The 23,328-nt window shown below is 47.4% G+C and carries 14 protein-coding genes, 3 tRNA genes, 3 rRNA genes and 1 pseudogene; 15 read left to right on the top strand and 6 right to left on the bottom strand.

Annotated elements, in window-relative coordinates; genetic code table 11:
* Positions 1 to 469: 469 nt before the first annotated feature.
* From ggt to rarD, 4 genes are all read right to left on the bottom strand, one after another.
* The gene (ggt, locus tag AC3D28_RS11085; RefSeq protein WP_488534773.1) at positions 470 to 2,236 is read right to left on the bottom strand and encodes a gamma-glutamyltransferase; all 1,767 of its coding nucleotides are present in this window, start codon (positions 2,234 to 2,236) and stop codon (positions 470 to 472) included.
* 110 nt (positions 2,237 to 2,346) lie between these two features.
* Positions 2,347 to 3,006: a LysE family translocator gene (locus AC3D28_RS11080; protein WP_488534772.1), complete on the bottom strand. Its 660-nt coding sequence runs from the start codon at positions 3,004 to 3,006 to the stop codon at positions 2,347 to 2,349.
* Between the two features lie 101 nt (positions 3,007 to 3,107).
* Positions 3,108 to 3,905, bottom strand: coding sequence for a helix-turn-helix domain-containing protein (locus AC3D28_RS11075; protein WP_488534771.1), 798 nt, complete (start codon positions 3,903 to 3,905; stop codon positions 3,108 to 3,110).
* A gap of 73 nt (positions 3,906 to 3,978) precedes the next feature.
* Positions 3,979 to 4,890, bottom strand: a complete 912-nt coding sequence (gene rarD / locus AC3D28_RS11070; RefSeq protein WP_488534770.1) for an EamA family transporter RarD — start codon at positions 4,888 to 4,890, stop codon at positions 3,979 to 3,981.
* A 175-nt stretch (positions 4,891 to 5,065) separates the two neighbouring features.
* On the opposite strand from rarD, the gene recQ reads away from it, so the two are divergent.
* From recQ to AC3D28_RS11055, 3 genes are all read left to right on the top strand, one after another.
* Positions 5,066 to 6,901, top strand: coding sequence for an ATP-dependent DNA helicase RecQ (gene recQ / locus AC3D28_RS11065; protein WP_488534769.1), 1,836 nt, complete (start codon positions 5,066 to 5,068; stop codon positions 6,899 to 6,901).
* A gap of 9 nt (positions 6,902 to 6,910) precedes the next feature.
* Positions 6,911 to 7,216, top strand: coding sequence for a DUF3630 family protein (locus AC3D28_RS11060; protein ID WP_488534768.1), 306 nt, complete (start codon positions 6,911 to 6,913; stop codon positions 7,214 to 7,216).
* Between the two features lie 240 nt (positions 7,217 to 7,456).
* Complete coding sequence (locus tag AC3D28_RS11055) at positions 7,457 to 8,125, top strand: 7-cyano-7-deazaguanine/7-aminomethyl-7-deazaguanine transporter (RefSeq protein WP_488534767.1); 669 nt, start codon at positions 7,457 to 7,459, stop codon at positions 8,123 to 8,125.
* A 180-nt stretch (positions 8,126 to 8,305) separates the two neighbouring features.
* On the opposite strand, the gene gppA is transcribed toward AC3D28_RS11055, so the two are convergent.
* Complete coding sequence (gene gppA, locus AC3D28_RS11050) at positions 8,306 to 9,799, bottom strand: guanosine-5'-triphosphate,3'-diphosphate diphosphatase (protein ID WP_488534766.1); 1,494 nt, start codon at positions 9,797 to 9,799, stop codon at positions 8,306 to 8,308.
* 19 nt (positions 9,800 to 9,818) lie between these two features.
* Positions 9,819 to 11,132 (bottom strand): ATP-dependent RNA helicase RhlB, encoded by a 1,314-nt coding sequence (gene rhlB / locus AC3D28_RS11045; RefSeq protein WP_488534765.1) that lies wholly within the window; start codon positions 11,130 to 11,132, stop codon positions 9,819 to 9,821.
* A gap of 111 nt (positions 11,133 to 11,243) precedes the next feature.
* On the opposite strand from rhlB, the gene trxA reads away from it, so the two are divergent.
* The 12 genes and pseudogenes from trxA to AC3D28_RS10985 all read left to right on the top strand — a co-directional run bounded on the left by trxA (position 11,244) and on the right by AC3D28_RS10985 (position 22,921).
* A complete protein-coding gene (gene trxA, locus AC3D28_RS11040) occupies positions 11,244 to 11,570 on the top strand; it encodes a thioredoxin TrxA (protein ID WP_098413434.1) in 327 nt (108 codons plus the stop codon).
* Positions 11,571 to 11,768: 198 nt separating this feature from the next.
* Positions 11,769 to 13,028 carry a transcription termination factor Rho gene (gene rho, locus AC3D28_RS11035; protein ID WP_098413435.1) on the top strand — a complete coding sequence of 420 codons (1,260 nt, stop codon included), beginning with the start codon at positions 11,769 to 11,771 and terminating at the stop codon, positions 13,026 to 13,028.
* Between the two features lie 105 nt (positions 13,029 to 13,133).
* Positions 13,134 to 14,126: a hypothetical protein gene (locus AC3D28_RS11030; protein WP_488534764.1), complete on the top strand. Its 993-nt coding sequence runs from the start codon at positions 13,134 to 13,136 to the stop codon at positions 14,124 to 14,126.
* 92 nt (positions 14,127 to 14,218) lie between these two features.
* Positions 14,219 to 16,072 (top strand): 4-hydroxy-3-polyprenylbenzoate decarboxylase, encoded by a 1,854-nt coding sequence (gene ubiD / locus AC3D28_RS11025; RefSeq protein WP_488534763.1) that lies wholly within the window; start codon positions 14,219 to 14,221, stop codon positions 16,070 to 16,072.
* Positions 16,069 to 16,337, top strand: a pseudogene (locus AC3D28_RS11020) (2Fe-2S iron-sulfur cluster-binding protein). Before ubiD ends, AC3D28_RS11020 begins: the two are co-directional and overlap by 4 nt.
* A gap of 14 nt (positions 16,338 to 16,351) precedes the next feature.
* On the top strand, positions 16,352 to 17,065 hold the full coding sequence (gene fre / locus AC3D28_RS11015) for an NAD(P)H-flavin reductase (protein WP_488534762.1): 714 nt from the start codon (positions 16,352 to 16,354) through the stop codon (positions 17,063 to 17,065).
* Between the two features lie 504 nt (positions 17,066 to 17,569).
* A 16S ribosomal RNA gene (locus AC3D28_RS11010) occupies positions 17,570 to 19,122 on the top strand.
* Positions 19,123 to 19,190: 68 nt separating this feature from the next.
* A tRNA-Ile gene (locus tag AC3D28_RS11005) sits at positions 19,191 to 19,267 on the top strand.
* Between the two features lie 42 nt (positions 19,268 to 19,309).
* Positions 19,310 to 19,385, top strand: a tRNA-Ala gene (locus AC3D28_RS11000).
* Positions 19,386 to 19,678: 293 nt separating this feature from the next.
* A 23S ribosomal RNA gene (locus AC3D28_RS10995) occupies positions 19,679 to 22,568 on the top strand.
* A 115-nt stretch (positions 22,569 to 22,683) separates the two neighbouring features.
* Positions 22,684 to 22,800: ribosomal RNA gene (rrf, locus tag AC3D28_RS10990) — 5S ribosomal RNA — on the top strand.
* The 16S, 23S and 5S rRNA genes sit together here with 3 tRNA genes alongside, the layout of an rRNA operon.
* Positions 22,801 to 22,844: 44 nt before the next feature.
* A tRNA-Asp gene (locus tag AC3D28_RS10985) sits at positions 22,845 to 22,921 on the top strand.
* The last annotated feature ends 407 nt before the right edge of the window (positions 22,922 to 23,328 follow it).

The following is a 23,328-nucleotide window of genomic DNA, read 5'->3' as shown; positions in this document are numbered from 1 at the left end:
TGACCTTATCCTGGTCTGCTAACCATCCTCGTTAGCTATCATCACTTGTTCCCTGAGCGGTGTCCATGACATCATCCTGATGTTCAGTCCTTGCCTCGTCCAGAGGTGTCCATTGCCGTCCTTAGTAGCAACCATCCTAGTCACTATTGATTCCGTTCAATGTCCTATTTTGCAATCCATGCCCGACTATTCATCCTGAATAACCGTTTCTTCTTCCTGAAGTTCACCAAGTCCGTGGTTTTTCCTGTTCCGTGTCAGCATCCTTCCGACACGATTAATATTACGCGTTTCACGATGCCCCACAACGGTCACAACTCACATTTTGCTAAATCTCATATGTTTAAAAAAGAAACATGTCCTTTTTATTCAAAGTCTTATGTGTATTTTTGTTCTCTTTTACCTATAAAGAAAGAGAGGTTGGCTTACCCCCTTGTGAGATATCTCGCACAAGGGGGCGAGCAAAACAGGCCTATTTGCCGATCGCTACTCCTTCTCGACGAGGATCAGCGGCACCTTCTAGCCCATCTTTGGTGATTCGAATCGCGTGCAACCCCGAGTTGAGATCGCGAATATTGGTTTTCAAGCCAAGCTTATCCAACTCAGGCTGCAAGCGCTCTGCGGCGGTACCTTGCTCAATATCTAAGGTACCAAAACGGTCGAGTAATCGTGGTTGATTGATCGCTTGTTGAATGTCCATATCCCATTGCGTATGGGCAATGATTGTTTGAGCCACGTAACCAATAATGCGACTGCCACCCGGAGAGCCTATCGCCATGTAAGGTTTGTTATCTTTCATCATAATGGTCGGGGCCATTGAAGATCGTGGACGCTTGCCTGGTTCTATACGGTTGGCGATTGGGATTCCGTCATTATGAGTACGGAAAGAAAAATCAGTCAGTTCATTATTAAGTAAGAAACCACGCACCATTAAACGCGAACCAAAGGCGTTCTCAATGGTGGTGGTCATTGACACCACATTGCCTTGCTTATCGACGATATTGAAATGGCTGGTGGAAGGAAGCTCAATGGACTCGTCCATGCTTAAGTTCATTGCGTGCGACCACGGAGGATTGCCTGCTTCAACTTTGCTTAGTGCTTTGCCGACTTGGATCAGCTCTGCTCGCTGCTGGAGGTAGCTTTCATCAAGCAAGCCTTGAGTTGGCATTGGCACGTAATCTTGGTCTGCCATGTATTTACCACGGTCAGCAAACGCTAGACGCGATGCATCGGCGAGTACTTGCCAAGATTTAATGCTGTTAGCCCCCCAGCCTTTAAGATCGTACTGTTCAGTGATCGCCAAAATCTGACCAATGGTGAGCGCGCCAGAGCTTGGTGGTCCCATGCCGCAAATGTCATAGCTTTGGTATGCAGCACAAACCGGCTCACGTTGTCTGATTTGGTAGGTATCAAAGTCGGGTTGGGCTAATACACCGGGGTTGCCCGGCGCTTTTTGTACCGTCTCGATAATGTCTCTGGCGATATCCCCATGGTAGAAGGCTTGGGCGCCTTGCTTAGCAATAGCACTCAGTGTTTGTGCGTATTCAGGGTTTTTTAATAGCGTACCTTCGGTTTTTGGCGAGCCATCCGAGTTAAAGAAATAGGCTTTTGTGACTGGAAAGCGTGATAAACGCTCGGCGTCTTTTTCTATCAAGCTTGCTAGGCGAGGACTGACTTTGAATCCTTGCTCTGCAAGCGAGATAACAGGCTGAATGATCTTTTTCCATTCCAACTTGCCGTATTTCTGGTGGGTATCCCATAATAGTTTCACGGTGCCTGGTGTTGCGACAGAGCGTCCACCAACCACGGCATCGTAGAATTGCAATGGCTGACCGTTCTCATCTAAAAATAGCTTTGGCGTTACGGCGAGGGGGGCGGTTTCACGCCCGTCGTAAGTGGTCAGTTTTTGCTTTTCGCTATCCCAATACACTAAGAACGCACCGCCACCAATACCCGATGACTGGGGTTCAACTAAGCCAAGCATCAATTGCACCGCGACCATGGCATCTATCGCGTTCCCGCCTTGCTCAAGCACGTTTGCACCCGCTTGGGTCGCCAGTGGGTTCGCGGCGGTAACCATATAATCTTTAGCTGTGACCAGTTGCTTTTGCTCAATGCCAGTGCTGTGCTCTGGTGCGACAGAATCTGCAGCTTGGTTAGCGAAGGCTTGTCCAGTGAAGGTTAAAGGGGAAGTAAGAAAAAGACCCGAAAGTACGAGTCGGTTAAACGTCCATTGCATGATGACTCTCCATGTTGCCAACTAAGGTTATTCAGCTTGGCAGCCATGGAGATAGTCGTCGAGTTTCTGATTGAAGAAATGTCGAGTGTACAGCCTATAAAATCAGTATGCTATTCGATAAAAGCACGAACAGTGTGAAGTAAAATGCTACCGCCAACTAAAGTAAAGACCACACCACATAAGCCATCAATGTAGATGCCAGCTTGCTGCAATCTTGTTTGCAAGCGCTGCGTTGATAGCATCCATGCAAGGCTGGAGAACCAGAACAGCGACAAACAAAACAAAACCACCAGAGCAATCCCTTTTCCTGTCACCGACATGCCCACTGGGACAAGGCTCGACATTAAACTCACAAAAAACACTAAGGCTTTGGGGTTGAGAATATTGGTTGCGAACCCTTTGGTAAACGCCTGACGTTTATTACTGATCACAAGGTTATTGGTGTTGCTCGGTTGATCAGAAAGTGGATTTTTGATCATCGCGATCACACTGCGCAGTGCACCGATACCCAGATACAGCAGATAACTACCCCCAAGCAATTGTAAGACGGAGTAGAGCACCGGATGCTGGTGAACCAAATAGCTCACCCCGGTTAGGCTGAATAAAGAATGCAGCAAAATACCAACAGACAACCCCAGCGCGATGTACAAGCCAGTTTGACGGCCGTGACGGGTCGCATTTTGTACCACAAGCGCAAAGTCGGGACCCGGGCTCATCAAAGCGATAAAGTGAATGCTGGCGAGCGTCAACAGGATAGTCGATTCATTCATAACACATCTCAAAACATAGTGGATATGAGCTATTGTCGTGATTCTTATTCGGTAGTGCTTGTAAAAAACTAGCAGTACTGAATACCACAGCGTATGAGATATTAGCGTGCCACTTGTGAAGGCGAGACGCCATAGGTTTGTTTAAACGCTTTACTAAAGTGGGCCTGATCATAAAAGCCCACTTGATAGGCGACGTCCGTACCACACCATCCTGCTTGGAGTAGTTTCATTCCTTGCTCTAATCGCAAGCGAGCAAACCAAGCGTAGGGAGTCATCCCAGTTTGCGCTTTGAAATGGCGTTGAAATTGCGTGGGGCTCAGTTGGCAGAGCTCTGATAGTGCATCTAAACGAACCGTTTGGTCGAGATTCGCCATTAAGTAATCTTTTAAGGTATGCAAAGACTGTTTCCCAAGAGGGACCACTTTTTGCCTCGCGAGTGATCCGTAGCGATCAAAAAGTTGATTAAATCCTTCAAAAGGAAGGCAATCTTTGGTGAGTTGGCTGAGGTTCTCGCGGCGAAGAAGAGCATGCAAGTTACTAAGTTGTGAAAATATCTGTGGATCGGAGATGATCAATTCATTAAAGCGGATTATTTGACCATTTTTACTAAGATCGGCAAGATCGCTGAGTAGGTGCGGCTCGATCGCAAATACATTCACTTCATAGCCACTTTCGAGCTTAGAGTGCCCATCGTGCAGTTCATCTGGCGGCATAATTACGATTTGGCCATGACCCACTTGATGGCTACAGCCTTGATATTGGAACTTTTGCGTGCCATGCGTGATCAGACCGAGGTGAAAATCCAGATGATAGTGCCTTTGAAAAGCAAACTTCTGGTATTTCGCCTCGATCAGGCTCAGCTGATCATGGTCGGTTGCGTAGTATTGAATCTGTTCCATTACATACAAAAAAGCTTGGTCACATTATGACCAAGCTTATCTGGCAATTTCTAACTTGTCTTGTAAAAAACGATCACTGTGGCTGAACGATTCGGCGTGAGCGACGGTTGTTGCGCAGTCCATCAAAGCTAAACACGACTAACGCGCTCCAAATAAAGGCGAAGGTGATGGCTTTATCCATGGTAAAGGGTTCACCGTAAATCAGTACTGCGAGCAAGAACATCAAACTTGGGGCGATGTACTGGAAAAAGCCCAGAGTAGATAACTTTAGCTTTGTTGCTGCGCCAGTGAAGCAAAGTAAAGGCAGCGTAGTAATGATGCCTGCCGCAACCAACGAGCTGTTCAAGTGCAGTGGGTTGCTTAGCATGTTCGAAGTTGGAGTCTCGGCAAAAAAGAGCAGATAAACCGCAGCTATTGGCAACAGTAGTAAGGTTTCGATAAATAACCCTGTTTTAGCGTCAACGCTGACTTTTTTGCGTAACAGGCCATAAAGTCCAAAGCTCATTGCCAGCGCAATCGCCACGAGGGGCACGGATCCAAATACAATCAGCTGGACCAACACGCCACAGGCCGCTAGTACGACAGCAAGCCATTGCAGTTTACGTAGTCGTTCTTCGAGGAAGACCATTCCAAGCAAAACGTTGAGCAGTGGGTTGATGTAATAACCCAAGCTGGCATCGAGCATATGGTTGGAGTTGACCGCCCAGATAAAAATGAGCCAGTTACCACCTATCAGCACTGAGCTACAGAGGAGGTAAGCGATTTTCGTTTTGTCTTTGGCAATGTGGTAAGCCGAGCGCCAATGACGACCAAAATGGAGAAGGGCGGCGAGCAAAAAGAAAGACCAAATCACACGATGACTCAAGATCTCTAAAGGAGACACTTGTGCGATGGACTTAAAGTACATTGGCGCAATGCCCCACATGGTGTAAGCCCCAATAGCAAGCAGAGTGCCTTGCCGTGCACGTTGTTGTTCTGGTGTCATGAATTGTCACCTAATTGTGTGTTTATAGAGCAGAAAAGGAGTATACGAGCCGCACTGGGAAACACCTAATAATTTGCGGTTTTATTCGCCACGAAACCCCATTACAATGTGCCCTCACTTTGTGTGCCGGTGGCATGCAAAAGCATTTCTATAATCACTCAATCTGAGATTATCCATGACCTCGACCTTGTTAGCCGAACCATCAGATATCCCTGTAACGCCCCGACGTGTGTTGGAGGAAGTGTTCGGTTATCAGACCTTTCGTGACGGCCAACAAGAAGTCATTGACGCGGCTATCGAAGGCAAGGACAGCTTAGTCATCATGCCAACGGGGGGCGGTAAGTCTCTCTGTTACCAAATTCCTGCTTTGGTGCTACCTGGGATCACCTTGGTCATCTCACCGTTAATTTCGCTGATGAAAGACCAAGTTGATCAGCTCAAAGCGAACGGTGTGGCGGCGGAGTGTGTCAACTCGACGATGAGCAGAGAGGAGCTGTTAAGTGTGTATAACCGTATGCATTCTGGGCAGCTTAAATTGGTGTATGTCTCACCTGAACGTGTCTTAATGCGTGACTTTATCGAGCGTTTAGAGAACCTTGCGTTGTCGATGATTGCGGTGGATGAAGCGCACTGCATTTCACAATGGGGACACGATTTTCGTCCAGAATACGCGGCATTGGGTCAGCTGAAACAGAATTTCTCACATGTGCCATTCATGGCGTTAACGGCAACGGCGGATGACGCTACGCGTCGAGATATCCTAGAGCGCTTACGTTTGCATGAGCCTCAGATTTATTTGGGCAGTTTTGATCGCCCCAATATCCGCTATACCTTGGTTGAAAAGCATAAACCGGTTTCGCAAATCATTCGCTACCTTGCCACCCAAAAAGGGAGCTGCGGTATTATCTATTGTGGTAGCCGGAAGAAAGTCGAAATGGTGACCGAGAAATTATGTAATAACCATATACGTGCAGCAGGTTATCATGCGGGAATGGAGACAGATGAACGTGCGTATGTTCAGGAAGCGTTCCAGCGTGACGATATTCAAATTGTGGTGGCGACCGTCGCTTTTGGCATGGGGATCAATAAACCAAACGTACGTTTTGTGGTGCACTTTGATATCCCACGCAATATCGAATCCTACTATCAGGAGACAGGCCGAGCAGGGCGAGATGGTTTGCCAGCCGAAGCAATGATGTTGTACGACCCTGCCGATATCAGTTGGTTGCGCCGCATGTTAGATGAAAAAACCGAAGGTCCGCAGAAGCAGGTAGAAAGCCACAAACTGCAAGCCATGAGCGCCTTTGCCGAAGCGCAAACCTGTCGTCGCCAAGTGTTACTCAATTACTTTGGCGAGTATCGCGAGAAGCCTTGTGGTAATTGCGATATCTGCCTTGATCCACCAAAACATTTTAATGCGACCGAAGAAGCACGCAAGGCATTGTCTTGTGTTTATCGCGTTAACCAAAGCTTTGGTATGACCTATGTGGTCGAAGTGTTGCGTGGTATGCATAACATTCGCGTACGTGAGCATGGCCACGATAAAATTTCGACCTATGGTATTGGTCGCGATCATAGTCATGATTATTGGGTCAGTATTTTCCGTCAACTGATTCATAAAGGGTTACTGTTTCAAAACATAACCCGTAACTCGACGTTGCAATTGACGGAAGAAGCACGTCCGTTATTGCGTGGTGATGTGGCGTTAGAGCTCGCGGTGCCGCGTCTCGATACGGCTGCAAGGGCGGCGAAGTCGGATAAACTCACCAGCAAGAATTACGATAAAAAACTGTTTGCTAAACTACGTAAGCTGCGTAAGTCGATTGCTGATGAAGATGGCTTACCACCGTATGTCGTGTTCAGTGATGCGACGTTGATTGATATGGCAGAAATGTTGCCGACTTCATACGGTGAAATGCTTGCGGTCAGCGGCGTGGGTCAACGTAAGTTAGAGAAATATGCTGATCCATTCTTAGATCTGGTTCAAGAACACATTACCCACCAAGGATAAGAGACCAAAATGCAAAAGGAATTTGGCTTAGTAGAATACATGGCCGAAGAAGGGCGCTTAATTATTGCCGCGCCAAGCTTCGATCTCGATACGTTTCCGACGTTAGGTGAATATCTCGTTAAGTTACTGTCTGCTTCTGTGGTGGAAAAGCAGTGGGATGCAGATGTTCATTCATGGTTGATTGACTTTGAAGGCTGCCGCTTATTTATGAAAGCAGAGCACTACAGTGAAGCGATTTGGTTTGAAACTCTCGCGATTGAAGAGAGTAAGGAAGAGCTTGATTATCTCGCCGGATTGTTTCAACGCGGGTTCTAAGTTCTACATTGGCAGCGATCTCTTAAGGGGTGTTCCACATGAAACACTCCTTTTTATGCTCAAACGTTTGCGCGAAACAGATGGCTTGCAGAGTAAAGTGGTTAATGTATAATCGCCCACCGCTTTGCTCTGAATGAGCGTAGCCAGCTTATTTTTCATTTACATTGTTGGTAAGAGTCGCTTTGATTAAGCACTCAATTTGGGTTCCCTCGCCCCCAAACCAAACTAAAAAGGTATCGCATGAGTCACTTTACCCCTGCGCAGCAGCGCAACGCCCTTATTTATCTGGTTCTATTCCACCTAGCCATTATTGCATCCAGCAATTATCTCGTTCAGCTACCGTTTACCATTTTTGGCTTGCATACCACTTGGGGAGCATTCACGTTCCCATTTATTTTCTTAGCGACTGATTTAACGGTACGTATTTTCGGTGCACCGTTAGCACGTAAGATTATCTTTTTAGTGATGTTGCCAGCCTTGGCGGTCTCTTACTTTCTCTCGGTCGTCTTTTTCGAAGGTCAATTCCAAGGCTTCAACCACCTTGGGGAGTTGAATCTGTTCGTGGCTCGAATCGCGATTGCGAGCTTTATGGCTTATTTGTTTGGGCAAATTCTGGATGTGCACGTGTTTAACCGCTTGCGCCAAATGAAACAATGGTGGGTAGCCCCGACATGTTCAACTCTGTTTGGTAACGCACTTGATACAATGGCATTCTTTGCGATTGCCTTCTACCAAAGTCCAGACCCGTTTATGGCAGAACACTGGACGGAAATTGCGCTGGTGGATTACGGCTTTAAACTGGTGATCAGTCTTGGTTTGTTTGTGCCGATGTACGGCGTGTTATTGAATTATCTCATTAAAAAGCTGACCGCAGTGAACCCTAACTTTAAAGTCACTACGGCGTCTTAGTGTTAGGCATTGACTAATAACAACAAAGCCGCTTGTTTATAGCGGCTTTGTTGTATTTGAAGGAATGCACAGCGAAGTGAGTATAGAGAACATCGGTACCCAACAGCGGACTTGAGTTGCACACAATAAGAGTCGAGGTGATTAAAAGGCGCTAAGGAGGCTTTTATTTGATGGTTATCATTAATCAGCGGTAATCGTTAATGGCCAGCCAATGTCGGTTTGACGGTTGGACTCAATGTCCAACTCAGCAGCTGTCAGTGGGTTTGCGGTGAGCCACTGCGCATCAATGTTTAATGTCAGGTTGTCGTCTTTTGCCGTGAGCGTAACGTTAGGTTCCAAGCTTGGGTTGCGACGATGAGTCAACAATACCGCCAGCCGCAACAAACGTAGTACGCGTTTTGCACTGGTACCTGGCAGGGCGTGCTGCTCTGGCAACGATGTTAATTGTTCGCGATAACGACGAGTGATCTCGCCAAGAAAGAATTTTTGCGCGCGAGTATAGCCAGGTAAATCGAGGTTCTGGAGTAGGTAAGCGCTGTGTTGACCACCTTTTTTGAAGTCGATAGTTAAACCTATCTCGTGTAACTTGGCCGCGGTTTCCAGAAGGACTCTACCCTGCGGTTCTGTTATCCAGGCATCCCCCCCGGCTTGTTCAAGCAGCTTGTGTGCAAGTGCCGCCACTTGTTCACCATATTGGCAATCGAGTTGATAGCGGCTTTGCACACTACTTATAGTACGGACACGGATGTCGTTCTGACGCAGTTCATCAACCATCTCGTAGACCAAACCTTCACGCAGAGCGCCACCGGCTAGCGTCATTGTATCGATTTCGAGCAGTTCAAAAATGGCGATCAAAATCGAGAGACCACTTGGGAAGACTAGGGCGCGTTCAAGCGTTAATCCCTCTATATCTAGTTCTTCTAAATGATCGGCGAGCATGGCTTGCTTTTGCAGACGCTTAAGTTTGGCGTGAGTAATCACTTCATCCATACCTTGCACCAGCATTATTTCTTGTAGTGCTTGAACGGTACCAGAGGCACCCACACAAATATCCCAACCTAAGTCTGTATACTGTTCCAGAATAGGCGTGATGGTTTGTTTAGCACCTTGAATCGCTGCATCGAAGTTACGAGCACTCAATTGACGATCTTTAAAAAAGTTTTCCAACCAAGTAACACACCCCATTTTCAAACTGGTTAAGGCTTTGGCTTCGAAACCTTCACCAATGATCAACTCAGTGCTTGCACCACCAATATCGACGACCAAGCGACGGCCACAACCACCAGAAGTGTGGGCGACGCCTTTATAGATAGTGGCCGCTTCTTCTTCTCCAGAGATGACCTCGATTGGCTGGCCAAGGATCTGGTTCGCCTTTTCAAGAAATACATCCACGTTGGTCGCGGTTCGCAATGTTGCCGTCCCGACAATGTGAATGTTTTGCTTAGGAATATCCTGCAATCGTTCTGCAAATAGACTTAAGCAGTCCCATCCTCGCTGCATCGCTTCTAGGCTAAGCGAATTATGTTCATCTAAGCCTGCCGCTAGACGAACTTTGCGCTTAATTTTAGCCATGGTTTGAACGCTGCTATCGATGTGACGCACAACGAGCATGTGAAAGCTGTTCGACCCAAGGTCGATGGCGGCGTATAGCGGCGATGATCCTGCTTGACTCATAAACGACTTCAGTTTCCTTTTATGACTGTTTCGGCGCTGATTGACGCGGTTGGCGTGGGCGACGTCCTTGCGGTTTACGGTTACCTGAACGAGTGCCACCAGTATTGGTCCGACGCTGTTGGTTACGTGGTGCGCGCATACGAATCGGTGCTGGCAGATCTTGGAGCAGGGCTGATGCATCGTACTCTGATACAGGGACAGTGTGTCCAGTGTATTCTTCTATCGCTGGCAAATTAACAGCGTACTCTTCACACGCAAAGCTAATTGAATGACCACTTTCTCCTGCACGACCGGTACGACCGATGCGGTGTACGTAATCTTCACAGTCGTCGGGTAAATCGTAGTTGAATACATGTGTCACTTGTGGAATATGCAGGCCACGAGCGGCTACATCGGTAGCAACCAGAATATCGAGATCACCCTTAGTGAATTGCTCAAGAATTTTTTCACGCTTCTTCTGTGGCACATCACCCGTTAGCAAGCCCACACGATGACCATCGGCCGCTAAATGGCCCCAAACGGATTCACATTTGTGTTTTGTGTTAGCAAAAATGATCGCACGATCTGGCCATTCTTCTTCGATTAGAGTTTGAAGTAGTGCCATTTTGTCTTCATTAGACGGGTGGAACAGCTCTTCTTGAATGCGGTGACCAGTTTTTTGTTCTGGCTCGACCACCACGTGCTCAGGAGTGTTCATGTGTTCAAACGCCAGTTCTTGAACGCGGTAAGATAGCGTCGCAGAGAACAGCATGTTCAAACGTTCTTTAGGTTCTGGCATACGACGGAACAAGAAGCGGATGTCTTTAATAAAGCCAAGATCGAACATGCGGTCCGCTTCGTCCAAAACAACCACTTGAATGTTATTCAGGTTGAACACGCGCTGTTTATAGAAATCGATGATACGGCCAGTCGTACCGATCAGGATGTCCACACCATCTTGTAGCTTATTCAATTGTTTATCGTAGCTTTCGCCACCGTAAGCTAAAGCGGCTTTTAACCCCGTGCTTTCTATTAATGATTCCGCATCGTTGTAGATCTGAATCGCTAGCTCACGCGTTGGTGCCATAATAATGGCACGCGGTTGCGTTGGTTGACGACCTTCATGCTCTGGTGTGGTCAGAAGGTGGTTGAATGTAGCAGTAAGAAACGCGAGCGTTTTACCAGTGCCCGTTTGGGCCTGGCCTGCGATGTCTTGGCCGGTGAGCAGTACCGGCAACGCCAAAGCTTGGATAGGGGTACAGTATTCGAACCCTTTTTTTTCCAATCCTTCAGTAACTTGGGGCTTTAAGCCCAAATCGGCGAACTTTTGCTCTGTGATATGTGTCTTTTTCATGTCTATAGAATATCAGCTAAAGCTTGCAATACGAAAGTAAATACATTCCAATAGGGCATCTAATTACTGGTTATCATCCAACCAGTTTCGAAAAACACAGTGGAGTGGAAGATGAGTGATAAGATTTTGCAGCTAACTGATGATGGTTTTGAAAACGATGTAATCAACGCTGCAGGCCCAGTTCTTGTGGATTTTTGGGCAGAATGGTGTGGTCCTTGTAAAATGATTGCCCCGATTCTGGATGAAATCGTAGAAGAATACCAAGGCAAACTCACTATCGGTAAACTAAACATCGACCATAACGCAGGCACTCCGCCTAAGTTTGGTATTCGTGGCATTCCAACGCTACTGTTATTCAAAGACGGTAACGTAGCGGCAACGAAAGTTGGTGCTTTGTCTAAAACTCAGCTTAAAGAGTTTTTGGACGCAAACTTATAATCACTAAGTGATTACAGATAAAAAACCGTGCAGCATAGCAACGCACGGTTTTGTTTCTCTAACTCTGGACTAGAATACTAATTAGTGCTAATTTATTGCACGTTAATTGAACAAACTCCTCTTCTTGGTCGATCCTGAGACCAAATCCATCTTAACTAGAAAACAGATCTTATTTTGACTAAACAAGAATCCACCACCATGAATCTTACCGAACTGAAGAACAGACCTGTGTCTGACCTTGTAAAGCTGGGCGAGAGCTTAGGTTTAGAGAACCTAGCGCGCTTAAGAAAACAAGACATCATCTTCGCGATATTAAAAGCGCACGCGAAAGGCGGCGAAGACATCTTTGGCGATGGGGTTCTGGAAATTCTGCAAGACGGCTTTGGTTTCCTACGCAGTGCAGATAGCTCATACCTTGCTGGTCCGGACGATATTTACGTATCGCCAAGTCAGATTCGTCGTTTCAACCTACGGACGGGTGACTCAATCGCGGGTAAGATTCGCCCACCAAAAGACGGTGAACGTTACTTTGCCCTCCTTAAAGTCAACACAGTTAACGCCGACAAACCAGACAATGCTCGTAACAAAATTCTATTTGAGAACTTAACCCCTCTTCACGCCAATGAGCGTATGGTTATGGAGCGTGGTAATGGTTCTACAGAGGACATTACAGCACGTGTATTAGATTTGGCATCGCCAATCGGTAAAGGCCAACGTGGCCTGATTGTTGCGCCGCCAAAAGCCGGTAAAACAATGCTGCTGCAAAACATTGCACAAAGCATTGCGTACAATCATCCTGAATGTGAATTGATGGTACTTCTTATCGACGAGCGTCCAGAAGAAGTGACCGAAATGCAACGTCTAGTAAAAGGCGAGGTGATTGCTTCTACGTTCGATGAGCCAGCATCGCGCCACGTACAAGTGGCAGAAATGGTTATCGAAAAAGCGAAACGCTTGGTTGAACACAAGAAAGATGTAGTTATCCTTTTGGACTCTATCACTCGTCTAGCGCGCGCATACAACACCGTAGTACCTTCATCAGGTAAAGTTCTAACGGGTGGTGTCGATGCAAACGCACTACATCGTCCTAAGCGTTTCTTCGGCGCAGCACGTAATGTAGAAGAAGGCGGTAGCTTGACTATCATTGCAACAGCACTGGTTGATACCGGTTCTAAGATGGATGAAGTTATCTACGAAGAGTTCAAGGGTACAGGTAACATGGAACTGCACTTGAATCGTAAGATTGCCGAAAAACGCGTATTTCCTGCGATTGATTTTAACCGCTCAGGCACACGTCGCGAAGAATTACTGACGAAGACGGATGAGCTACAAAAGATGTGGATTCTGCGTAAGATTGTTCACCCAATGAGTGAAACTGACGCCATGGAATTCCTTATCGACAAGCTTGCCATGACGAAGACTAACAATGAGTTCTTTGATGCTATGCGCCGCCAGTAACGACTGAATTCTGATTCCAAAAAGCCACCGTTTACGGTGGCTTTTTTTATTGCTTTCTACCGATAGAAGCATCAGAATGAGAATAAATGTTATCGGGAGGTTAACATGCAACAAGGAATGTTGTCGTCACTACTCCTGAATTTGTCACTGATGACTGTATCAACGGCGCTATCTGCAATGGAAATGCAGCAGTCTGTGGTAGAACAGTGGCTTCAGGATACTCAAATACAGTCCAAAGTTTCTGAATTGCTCACCTATGCCGCCAGAGATGAAGTTGATTCACTGAAGTTTGCCCTTGATCGGCTTGCTTTGCCTCAACAAGAAGTGGTGCGCTTTCGTTTGTTGAAAAAGCTTGAGAAACAAGATGTCATTCTTACGCCTAGAATGGCACTTTTTGTTGAATCTCAGATACGCATGACCCCGACTTATCAGGTGTTGAAGCGAGGTGACGGGTATGAGTTTAGTGTGCCAGCTTTTAACTTTCCTGCGATAGCGAGTCGCTTAATTAAGCGTCGGAAGCAAGATCAAAGCACGTTAGATTTTGTCCTACAAGCTGAACGTAAAGAGCTCAACCTTAAACAATGGCTGACGGGATCCTCTCATCAAGTCCAAACGAGAGAAGCTCTATTCATTCGTGAATTAGACAGCTTATCACCACGCGCTTTAGCCGCACTGGCGACTCAACTGACTCAAGCTAATGTCACTAGTTGGCTACCATCGACAGCTGCTATTGTCAGGTTAGCGCAGGTGAGTCAAGATAAAGAGGTATACGATTTACTTTGGCGTATGAAAGCGGACTATAATAGCCAATCGGAGTTAGCGCGCTTATCGAAAGTGGGAGATGCGTTTTCATTGCAACAATTGATGAACTCCACCGTCAATCCAACGCTTAAACCTGATGCTATTCGTCTACTTACTAAATCCAATCCGTTATCTCCCACAGTCAAACAGTTCTTGATAAGCAAAATGGCGTTATCAGAAGAGGCTGCGTTAGTGGCGAGAAAGTTGGCTCAGCAAGGCCATCAGAATTGGTTGGAAGAGTTAATGTCAACCAATCATCAAGTTAAAGCTCGCCAGATTGAACAAGCATTAAAGTAATCTGGCTCACATACCCACACAAAATAGGGGGATCTTTGTCTCCTTCTATTTGTTATACTGCAAACAGTTTAATCAGCCAGTCATGAAGGCCTATGAGTTTTAAGGATTTACGCGAATTTATCGATCACCTAGAACAGACCGGTCGACTTAAACGCATTGCTCACCCTGTCGATCCCGCTTACGAAATGACAGAAATCAGTGACCGCACCTTGCGTGCTGGTGGCCCTGCTTTGTTATTCGAGAATCCGATCGGCTACAACGTCCCCGTTCTGACTAACTTATTTGGTACGCCAGAGCGTGTCGCGATAGGTATGGGACGCGAAGACGTAAAAGAACTGCGCGAAGTTGGTAAACTGCTGGCTTATTTAAAAGAACCTGAACCACCAAAAGGCTTCAAAGACGCTTTGGAAAAACTGCCCGTGTTCAAGCAAGTATTGAACATGCCAGCCAAGCGTCTACGTAAAGCGCCATGCCAAGAAATTGTTTGGCAGGGAGAGCAGGTCGATCTGGATAAGATTCCAGTGATGAGCTGCTGGGCGGAAGACGTGGCACCACTATTAACGTGGGGCTTAACCGTGACTAAAGGCCCGAATAAGAAGCGTCAGAACCTAGGTATTTACCGTCAGCAAAAAATTGCGAAGAACAAAATTATCATGCGTTGGCTCGCTCACCGTGGCGGCGCGTTAGATTTACGTGACTGGGTGGAAACCAATCCGGGTAAGCCTTTCCCGGTGTCAGTCGCCTTTGGCGCCGATCCGGCAACCATTCTTGGTGCGGTCACGCCAGTGCCAGATACTCTATCGGAGTATGCTTTTGCAGGCTTGCTACGTGGTAGCAAAACCGAAGTAGTAAAGTCGTTCAGTAACGATTTAGAAGTACCAGCAAGTGCTGAAATCGTAATAGAAGGTTATATTGACCCAACAGAGTTTTCCGATGAAGGTCCATATGGCGATCATACTGGCTACTACAACGAAAAAGAGAAACATCACGTCTTCACTATTACGCATATCACCATGCGTAAAGACCCTATTTATCACAGCACTTACACCGGCCGTCCGCCAGATGAGCCAGCTGTGCTGGGTGTAGCACTGAACGAAGTGTTTGTGCCTATTCTGCAAAAGCAATTTCCTGAGATTGAAGACTTTTATCTACCGCCAGAAGGTTGCTCATATCGAATGGCCGTGGTTACGATGAAGAAGCAGTATCCAGGTCATGCTAAACGAGTGATGATGGGCGTCTGGTCATTCTTACGTCAGTTCATGTACACCAAATTTGTGATTGTGTGTGATAAGTCGGTGAATGCGCGTGATTGGAACGATGTTGTTAAAGCCATGTCAGAGCATATGGATCCGGTGCGAGATACCTTGATGATTGATAGCACACCAATTGACTCACTTGATTTCGCCTCACCTGTGGTTGGGCTTGGCTCTAAGATGGGCTTAGATGCGACGATTAAATGGGATGCTGAGCTGGCGACCAGAACTAAGGTAACCGAACGTGATAATAAAGCGATTACCGAAGCGGATCTGGATGCGTTAAAACAGCAACGTCCTGACATCGTCGATATCTACTTACCCCCCACAACAAATAATCAATTTGTTGTGGTTACGATGAAGAAAGACCAAGCGGGTCAGTCTCAAGAATTGATGGAATACCTATGGGATTTTTTGACAGGTTACGTAGATAACAAATTCGTTATCTTATGCGACGATGACGTCAATGCACGAGATTGGAATGACATCATTTGGGCGGTAACAACCCGAATGGATCCAGATAGAGACACTATCCAAGTACGTAGTAAAACGGAGAGTTCATCTAAATTAGGGTTGGATGCGACCAACAAGATTGAATCTGAAGTCACGCGCGAATGGGGAACGCCTATCAAAAAAGATCCTAAACTTGTGGCTAAAGTCGATGAGATTTGGGACCAGTTAGGTATTCTATGAGTCATCAAGTCCACCTTCTACCAATGGACGTTACGTTCCAAGTAAAAGAAGGGGAGACGGTATTGGAAGCCGCGCTCAACAACAATATTCGCTTCCCGCACCGTTGCCAAGTTGGCGCTTGCGCCATGTGCATGTGTAAAAAGCTAACGGGCGAAGTGAGTTACCACCTCGAACCGATGCTAACCGAAAAAGAGCAACAGCAAGGTTGGATATTCCCTTGCCAGCCTATACAGAAAGTAATTTAGTGCTTACTTTTGACGAGTAAGCGAGAGGAACACCATGACCATCCAATGTAAAGTAAAGTCTATTCAGCCGTTAGCTTGTAATACTTACCAAATCCTTCTTCACCCAGAATCACCTGTGCCTTTTAAAGCGGGCCAGTACCTAATGGTGGTGATGGGTGAAAAAGACAAACGTCCTTTCTCTATCGCGAGCAGCCCTTGCCGTCATGAAGGTGAACTTGAGCTGCACATTGGTGCGGCAGAGCACAACGCTTACGCCCAAGCAGTTGTCGAAGCAATGCAAACAGCGCTTGAAAATGATGGCCAGATTGAAATTGATGCGCCTCATGGCGACGCATGGGTTCAAGAAGAAAGTGAACGTCCACTATTGCTCATTGCTGGCGGCACCGGTTTTAGCTATGTTCGTTCTATTTTAGATCATTGCGTCGCGCAGAATAAAACTAACTCTATTTATTTATATTGGGGGGCTCGTGACAACTGCCAACTTTACGCAAAAGATGAATTATTCGAAATCACAGAGAAATTTGTTAATGTTCATTTTGTTCCTGTTGTAGAAGAGGCGTCTGTAGATTGGCAAGGTAAAGTTGGTAATGTGCTACAAGCGGTGAGTGAAGACTTCGAAAGCCTAGAAAACTACGATATCTATATTGCGGGTCGTTTTGAAATGGCTGGCGCAGCACGTGAACAGTTCACTCAGAATAAGAAAGCGAAGAGTGAGCGAATGTTCGCAGACGCGTACACATTCATTTAAACTCGGCTTATCAGATCATAAAAGAGGGCGAAAAGCCCTCTTTTATGCATTTTTGATGAAATAATCGTCGAACGATTGTTTTTTTCCAAGAAAAGGATTGCGCTCCGAACTCAACTCTCTATAATGCGCATCCACCGACACGGCAGATGCGATAAAGCTTCAGCATGGTCGGAGAGGTAAAGAATTTCTACGGAAAGTAAATTGAAAAAAGTGTTTGACACTTTCAATTAAATCGCTAGAATTCACCTCCGCTTTGAGAGAAACGCTTCTCGAAAAGCAAGCTCTTTAACAATATAGACCTATCAATCTGTGTGGGCACTCGTTGATGATAATCGAATTAGAAGCTTTTGCTTCAAATACGGTTTCAATGAACTGAGTGACCAATCGAGATTAACTTGTTTAATCTTGGCACAGTCAATTCATTATCGTTCTGTTGGAACGATAATAGCTTTAAAATTACGTTTGTAGTTTTGAAGTCAGTATTCGTTGAGCCGACAAAATCTTAAATTGAAGAGTTTGATCATGGCTCAGATTGAACGCTGGCGGCAGGCCTAACACATGCAAGTCGAGCGGAAACGACAACATTGAGCCTTCGGGTGATTTGTTGGGCGTCGAGCGGCGGACGGGTGAGTAATGCCTAGGAAATTGCCCTGATGTGGGGGATAACCATTGGAAACGATGGCTAATACCGCATAATGCCTACGGGCCAAAGAGGGGGACCTTCGGGCCTCTCGCGTCGGGATATGCCTAGGTGGGATTAGCTAGTTGGTGAGGTAAGAGCTCACCAAGGCGACGATCCCTAGCTGGTCTGAGAGGATGATCAGCCACACTGGAACTGAGACACGGTCCAGACTCCTACGGGAGGCAGCAGTGGGGAATATTGCACAATGGGCGCAAGCCTGATGCAGCCATGCCGCGTGTATGAAGAAGGCCTTCGGGTTGTAAAGTACTTTCAGTCGTGAGGAAGGGGATATCGTTAATAGCGGTATTCTTTGACGTTAGCGACAGAAGAAGCACCGGCTAACTCCGTGCCAGCAGCCGCGGTAATACGGAGGGTGCGAGCGTTAATCGGAATTACTGGGCGTAAAGCGCATGCAGGTGGTTTGTTAAGTCAGATGTGAAAGCCCGGGGCTCAACCTCGGAATAGCATTTGAAACTGGCAGACTAGAGTACTGTAGAGGGGGGTAGAATTTCAGGTGTAGCGGTGAAATGCGTAGAGATCTGAAGGAATACCAGTGGCGAAGGCGGCCCCCTGGACAGATACTGACACTCAGATGCGAAAGCGTGGGGAGCAAACAGGATTAGATACCCTGGTAGTCCACGCCGTAAACGATGTCTACTTGGAGGTTGTGGCCTTGAGCCGTGGCTTTCGGAGCTAACGCGTTAAGTAGACCGCCTGGGGAGTACGGTCGCAAGATTAAAACTCAAATGAATTGACGGGGGCCCGCACAAGCGGTGGAGCATGTGGTTTAATTCGATGCAACGCGAAGAACCTTACCTACTCTTGACATCCAGAGAAGCCGGAAGAAATTCTGGTGTGCCTTCGGGAGCTCTGAGACAGGTGCTGCATGGCTGTCGTCAGCTCGTGTTGTGAAATGTTGGGTTAAGTCCCGCAACGAGCGCAACCCTTATCCTTGTTTGCCAGCGAGTAATGTCGGGAACTCCAGGGAGACTGCCGGTGATAAACCGGAGGAAGGTGGGGACGACGTCAAGTCATCATGGCCCTTACGAGTAGGGCTACACACGTGCTACAATGGCGCATACAGAGGGCGGCGAGCCAGCGATGGTGAGCGAATCCCAAAAAGTGCGTCGTAGTCCGGATTGGAGTCTGCAACTCGACTCCATGAAGTCGGAATCGCTAGTAATCGTGGATCAGAATGCCACGGTGAATACGTTCCCGGGCCTTGTACACACCGCCCGTCACACCATGGGAGTGGGCTGCAAAAGAAGTAGGTAGTTTAACCTTCGGGGGGACGCTTACCACTTTGTGGTTCATGACTGGGGTGAAGTCGTAACAAGGTAGCGCTAGGGGAACCTGGCGCTGGATCACCTCCTTATACGAAAGATTATTGCGATGAGTGTTCACACAGATTGATACGGTTTATAAAGTTTAAGAGACGATACTGGGTCTGTAGCTCAGGTGGTTAGAGCGTTCGCCTGATAAGCGAGAGGTCGGTGGTTCGAGTCCACTCAGACCCACCAATTTCCTTCCCAGAAAATTGGCATACAGTATCGACACCTGATGGGGCTATAGCTCAGCTGGGAGAGCGCCTGCCTTGCACGCAGGAGGTCTGCGGTTCGATCCCGCATAGCTCCACCATCTTTAAGCGCATTCAATGAGTGTGTTTAAACATGGTTTTCATTAGAAAATCTAGCTCTTTAACAATTTGGAAAGCTGACTGATAACAACAACGTTGTTATCAAATAAAGTTCTCAATGTTTATCTTTAAGATAAACACCAAAACAACACATTCAAGTGTTCTTGGGAATATCACTATTGCAGTGATTATTCGAAATTGAGTCCGGCAAAATCGAAATGTCTCTCGCTCATTCAAATAATGAGAGACAACTTTGGTGATTTGAACATCAACTCGAAACTCCTTCGGGTTGTATGGTTAAGTGACTAAGCGTACACGGTGGATGCCTTGGCAGTCAGAGGCGATGAAGGACGTATTAACTTGCGATAAGCCCAGATTAGGCAGTAAAAGCCACTTGAGTCTGGGATTTCCGAATGGGGAAACCCACTTACATAAGTAAGTATCGCTGCGTGAATACATAGCGTAGCGAGGCGAACCGGGGGAACTGAAACATCTAAGTACCCCGAGGAAAAGAAATCAACCGAGATTCCGAAAGTAGCGGCGAGCGAAATTGGACTAGCCCTTAAGCTTTATAGGCGTCAGGTGAACAAGCTGGAAAGCTTGGCGATACAGGGTGATAGCCCCGTAACTGACGACGCATATGCAGTGAAATCGAGTAGGGCGGGACACGTGATATCCTGTCTGAATATGGGGGGACCATCCTCCAAGGCTAAATACTACTGACTGACCGATAGTGAACCAGTACCGTGAGGGAAAGGCGAAAAGAACCCCTGTGAGGGGAGTGAAATAGAACCTGAAACCGTGTACGTACAAGCAGTAGGAGCACCTTCGTGGTGTGACTGCGTACCTTTTGTATAATGGGTCAGCGACTTATATTCAGTGGCAAGGTTAACCATCTAGGGGAGCCGTAGCGAAAGCGAGTGTTAACTGCGCGACTTAGTCTCTGGATATAGACCCGAAACCAGGTGATCTAGCCATGGGCAGGTTGAAGATTGAGTAACATCAATTGGAGGACCGAACCGACTAATGTTGAAAAATTAGCGGATGACTTGTGGCTAGGGGTGAAAGGCCAATCAAACCTGGAGATAGCTGGTTCTCCCCGAAAGCTATTTAGGTAGCGCCTCGGACGAATACTACTGGGGGTAGAGCACTGTTAAGGCTAGGGGGTCATCCCGACTTACCAACCCTTTGCAAACTCCGAATACCAGTAAGTACTATCCGGGAGACACACGGCGGGTGCTAACGTCCGTCGTGGAGAGGGAAACAACCCAGACCGCCAGCTAAGGTCCCAAATTACTACTAAGTGGGAAACGATGTGGGAAGGCTCAGACAGCCAGGATGTTGGCTTAGAAGCAGCCATCATTTAAAGAAAGCGTAATAGCTCACTGGTCGAGTCGGCCTGCGCGGAAGATGTAACGGGGCTAAGTAGTAAACCGAAGCTGCGGCAATACTCTTCGAGTATTGGGTAGGGGAGCGTTCTGTAAGCGGTTGAAGGTGTGTCGTAAGGCACGCTGGACGTATCAGAAGTGCGAATGCTGACATGAGTAACGATAATGGGGGTGAAAAACCTCCACGCCGGAAGACCAAGGGTTCCTGTCCAACGTTAATCGGGGCAGGGTGAGTCGACCCCTAAGGCGAGGCCGAAAGGCGTAGTCGATGGGAAACGGGTTAATATTCCCGTACTCAATCAAATTGCGATGGGGGGACGGAGAAGGCTAGGTGGGCCTGGCGACGGTTGTCCAGGTTCAAGTGCGTAGGCTGAAGAGTTAGGTAAATCCGGCTCTTTTTAAGGCTGAGACACGACGTCGAGCATCTACGGATGTGAAGTCATTGATGCCATGCTTCCAGGAAAAGCCTCTAAGCTTCAGATTTGATGGAATCGTACCCCAAACCGACACAGGTGGTCGGGTAGAGAATACCAAGGCGCTTGAGAGAACTCGGGTGAAGGAACTAGGCAAAATGGTACCGTAACTTCGGGAGAAGGTACGCTCTTGGCGGTGAAGTCCCTTGCGGATGGAGCTACTAGGAGTCGCAGATACCAGGTGGCTGCAACTGTTTATTAAAAACACAGCACTGTGCAAAATCGTAAGATGACGTATACGGTGTGACGCCTGCCCGGTGCCGGAAGGTTAATTGATGGGGTTAGACTTCGGTCGACGCTCTTGATCGAAGCCCCGGTAAACGGCGGCCGTAACTATAACGGTCCTAAGGTAGCGAAATTCCTTGTCGGGTAAGTTCCGACCTGCACGAATGGCGTAATGATGGCCACGCTGTCTCCACCCGAGACTCAGTGAAATTGAAATCGCTGTGAAGATGCAGTGTACCCGCGGCTAGACGGAAAGACCCCGTGAACCTTTACTACAGCTTGGCACTGAACATTGACCCTACATGTGTAGGATAGGTGGGAGCCTTTGAAGCACGTACGCCAGTATGTGTGGAGGCAACCTTGAAATACCACCCTTGTAGTGTCGATGTTCTAACTTAGCCCCCTCATCGGGGGTGAGGACAGTGCCTGGTGGGTAGTTTGACTGGGGCGGTCTCCTCCCAAAGCGTAACGGAGGAGCACGAAGGTGGGCTAAACACGGTTGGACATCGTGTGGTTAGTGCAATGGCATAAGCCCGCTTGACTGCGAGAATGACAATTCGAGCAGGTGCGAAAGCAGGTCATAGTGATCCGGTGGTTCTGAATGGAAGGGCCATCGCTCAACGGATAAAAGGTACTCCGGGGATAACAGGCTGATACCGCCCAAGAGTTCATATCGACGGCGGTGTTTGGCACCTCGATGTCGGCTCATCACATCCTGGGGCTGAAGTCGGTCCCAAGGGTATGGCTGTTCGCCATTTAAAGTGGTACGCGAGCTGGGTTTAGAACGTCGTGAGACAGTTCGGTCCCTATCTGCCGTGGGCGTTGGAGAATTGAAAGGGGCTGCTCCTAGTACGAGAGGACCGGAGTGGACGAACCTCTGGTGTTCGGGTTGTGTCGCCAGACGCATTGCCCGGTAGCTAAGTTCGGGATCGATAACCGCTGAAAGCATCTAAGCGGGAAGCGAGCCTTGAGATGAGTTCTCCCTGATACTTTAAGTATCCTAAAGGGTTGTCGTAGACTACGACGTTGATAGGCAGGGTGTGTAAGTGCTGCGAGGCATTGAGCTAACCTGTACTAATTGCCCGTGAGGCTTAACCATACAACACCCAAGGGGTTTTGATGGGCTCAATACAAGAAAACTTGATTGTGTTAAGAACTGAAACAGCTTTCCAGATTATTAATTATCGCGTTGGCGGTAGTTAAAAAAGAATTTGCTTGGCGACCATAGCGTTTTGGCCCCACCTGACTTCCATGCCGAACTCAGAAGTGAAACGAAATAGCGCCGATGGTAGTGTGGGGTTTCCCCATGTGAGAGTAGGACATCGCCAGGCTTTAAATTATGGACATTCGTTTTTACAACGGGTGATACCACTGCGGAGTGGTAGTTCAGTTGGTTAGAATACCGGCCTGTCACGCCGGGGGTCGCGGGTTCGAGTCCCGTCCACTCCGCCATTTATTCAAAAGCCTAGTCGTAAGACTGGGCTTTTGTCGTTTCTAGTGTGTCGTTTCTTCTTTATACCAGTTTGGAAAAGTAACGGTTTAGGTCTCTCCAATTACTCGGATACCATTTGGTAATGCGACGGCGACGGCGACGGCAATTACATTCTAGAAGCGATTTCATACCGCACAAATCCTGCCAATATACTGGAACCTGTGGAGCTTTGGTTCGCACGCCGCCAGCTCTAAACCTAGGCTATCCTTTATCACAACAGCATGAAGGCCTTTTGCTGTCGCCTCTGATGCATGTGCTAGAGGCTCATTCGTGATGTCTTGAACTACCCAAGGTACAACGATACCTTACCAAACCCTCTTGAAAGGAGAGTGAATCAAGTAGATGAGTGCATTCGAATTATTGAGTA

It is taken from the genome of Vibrio sp. TAP-3B, from assembly GCF_057784735.1.
Note: the sequence above shows the minus strand (reverse complement) of the source record. Positions and strands in the feature narration are given on the sequence as shown.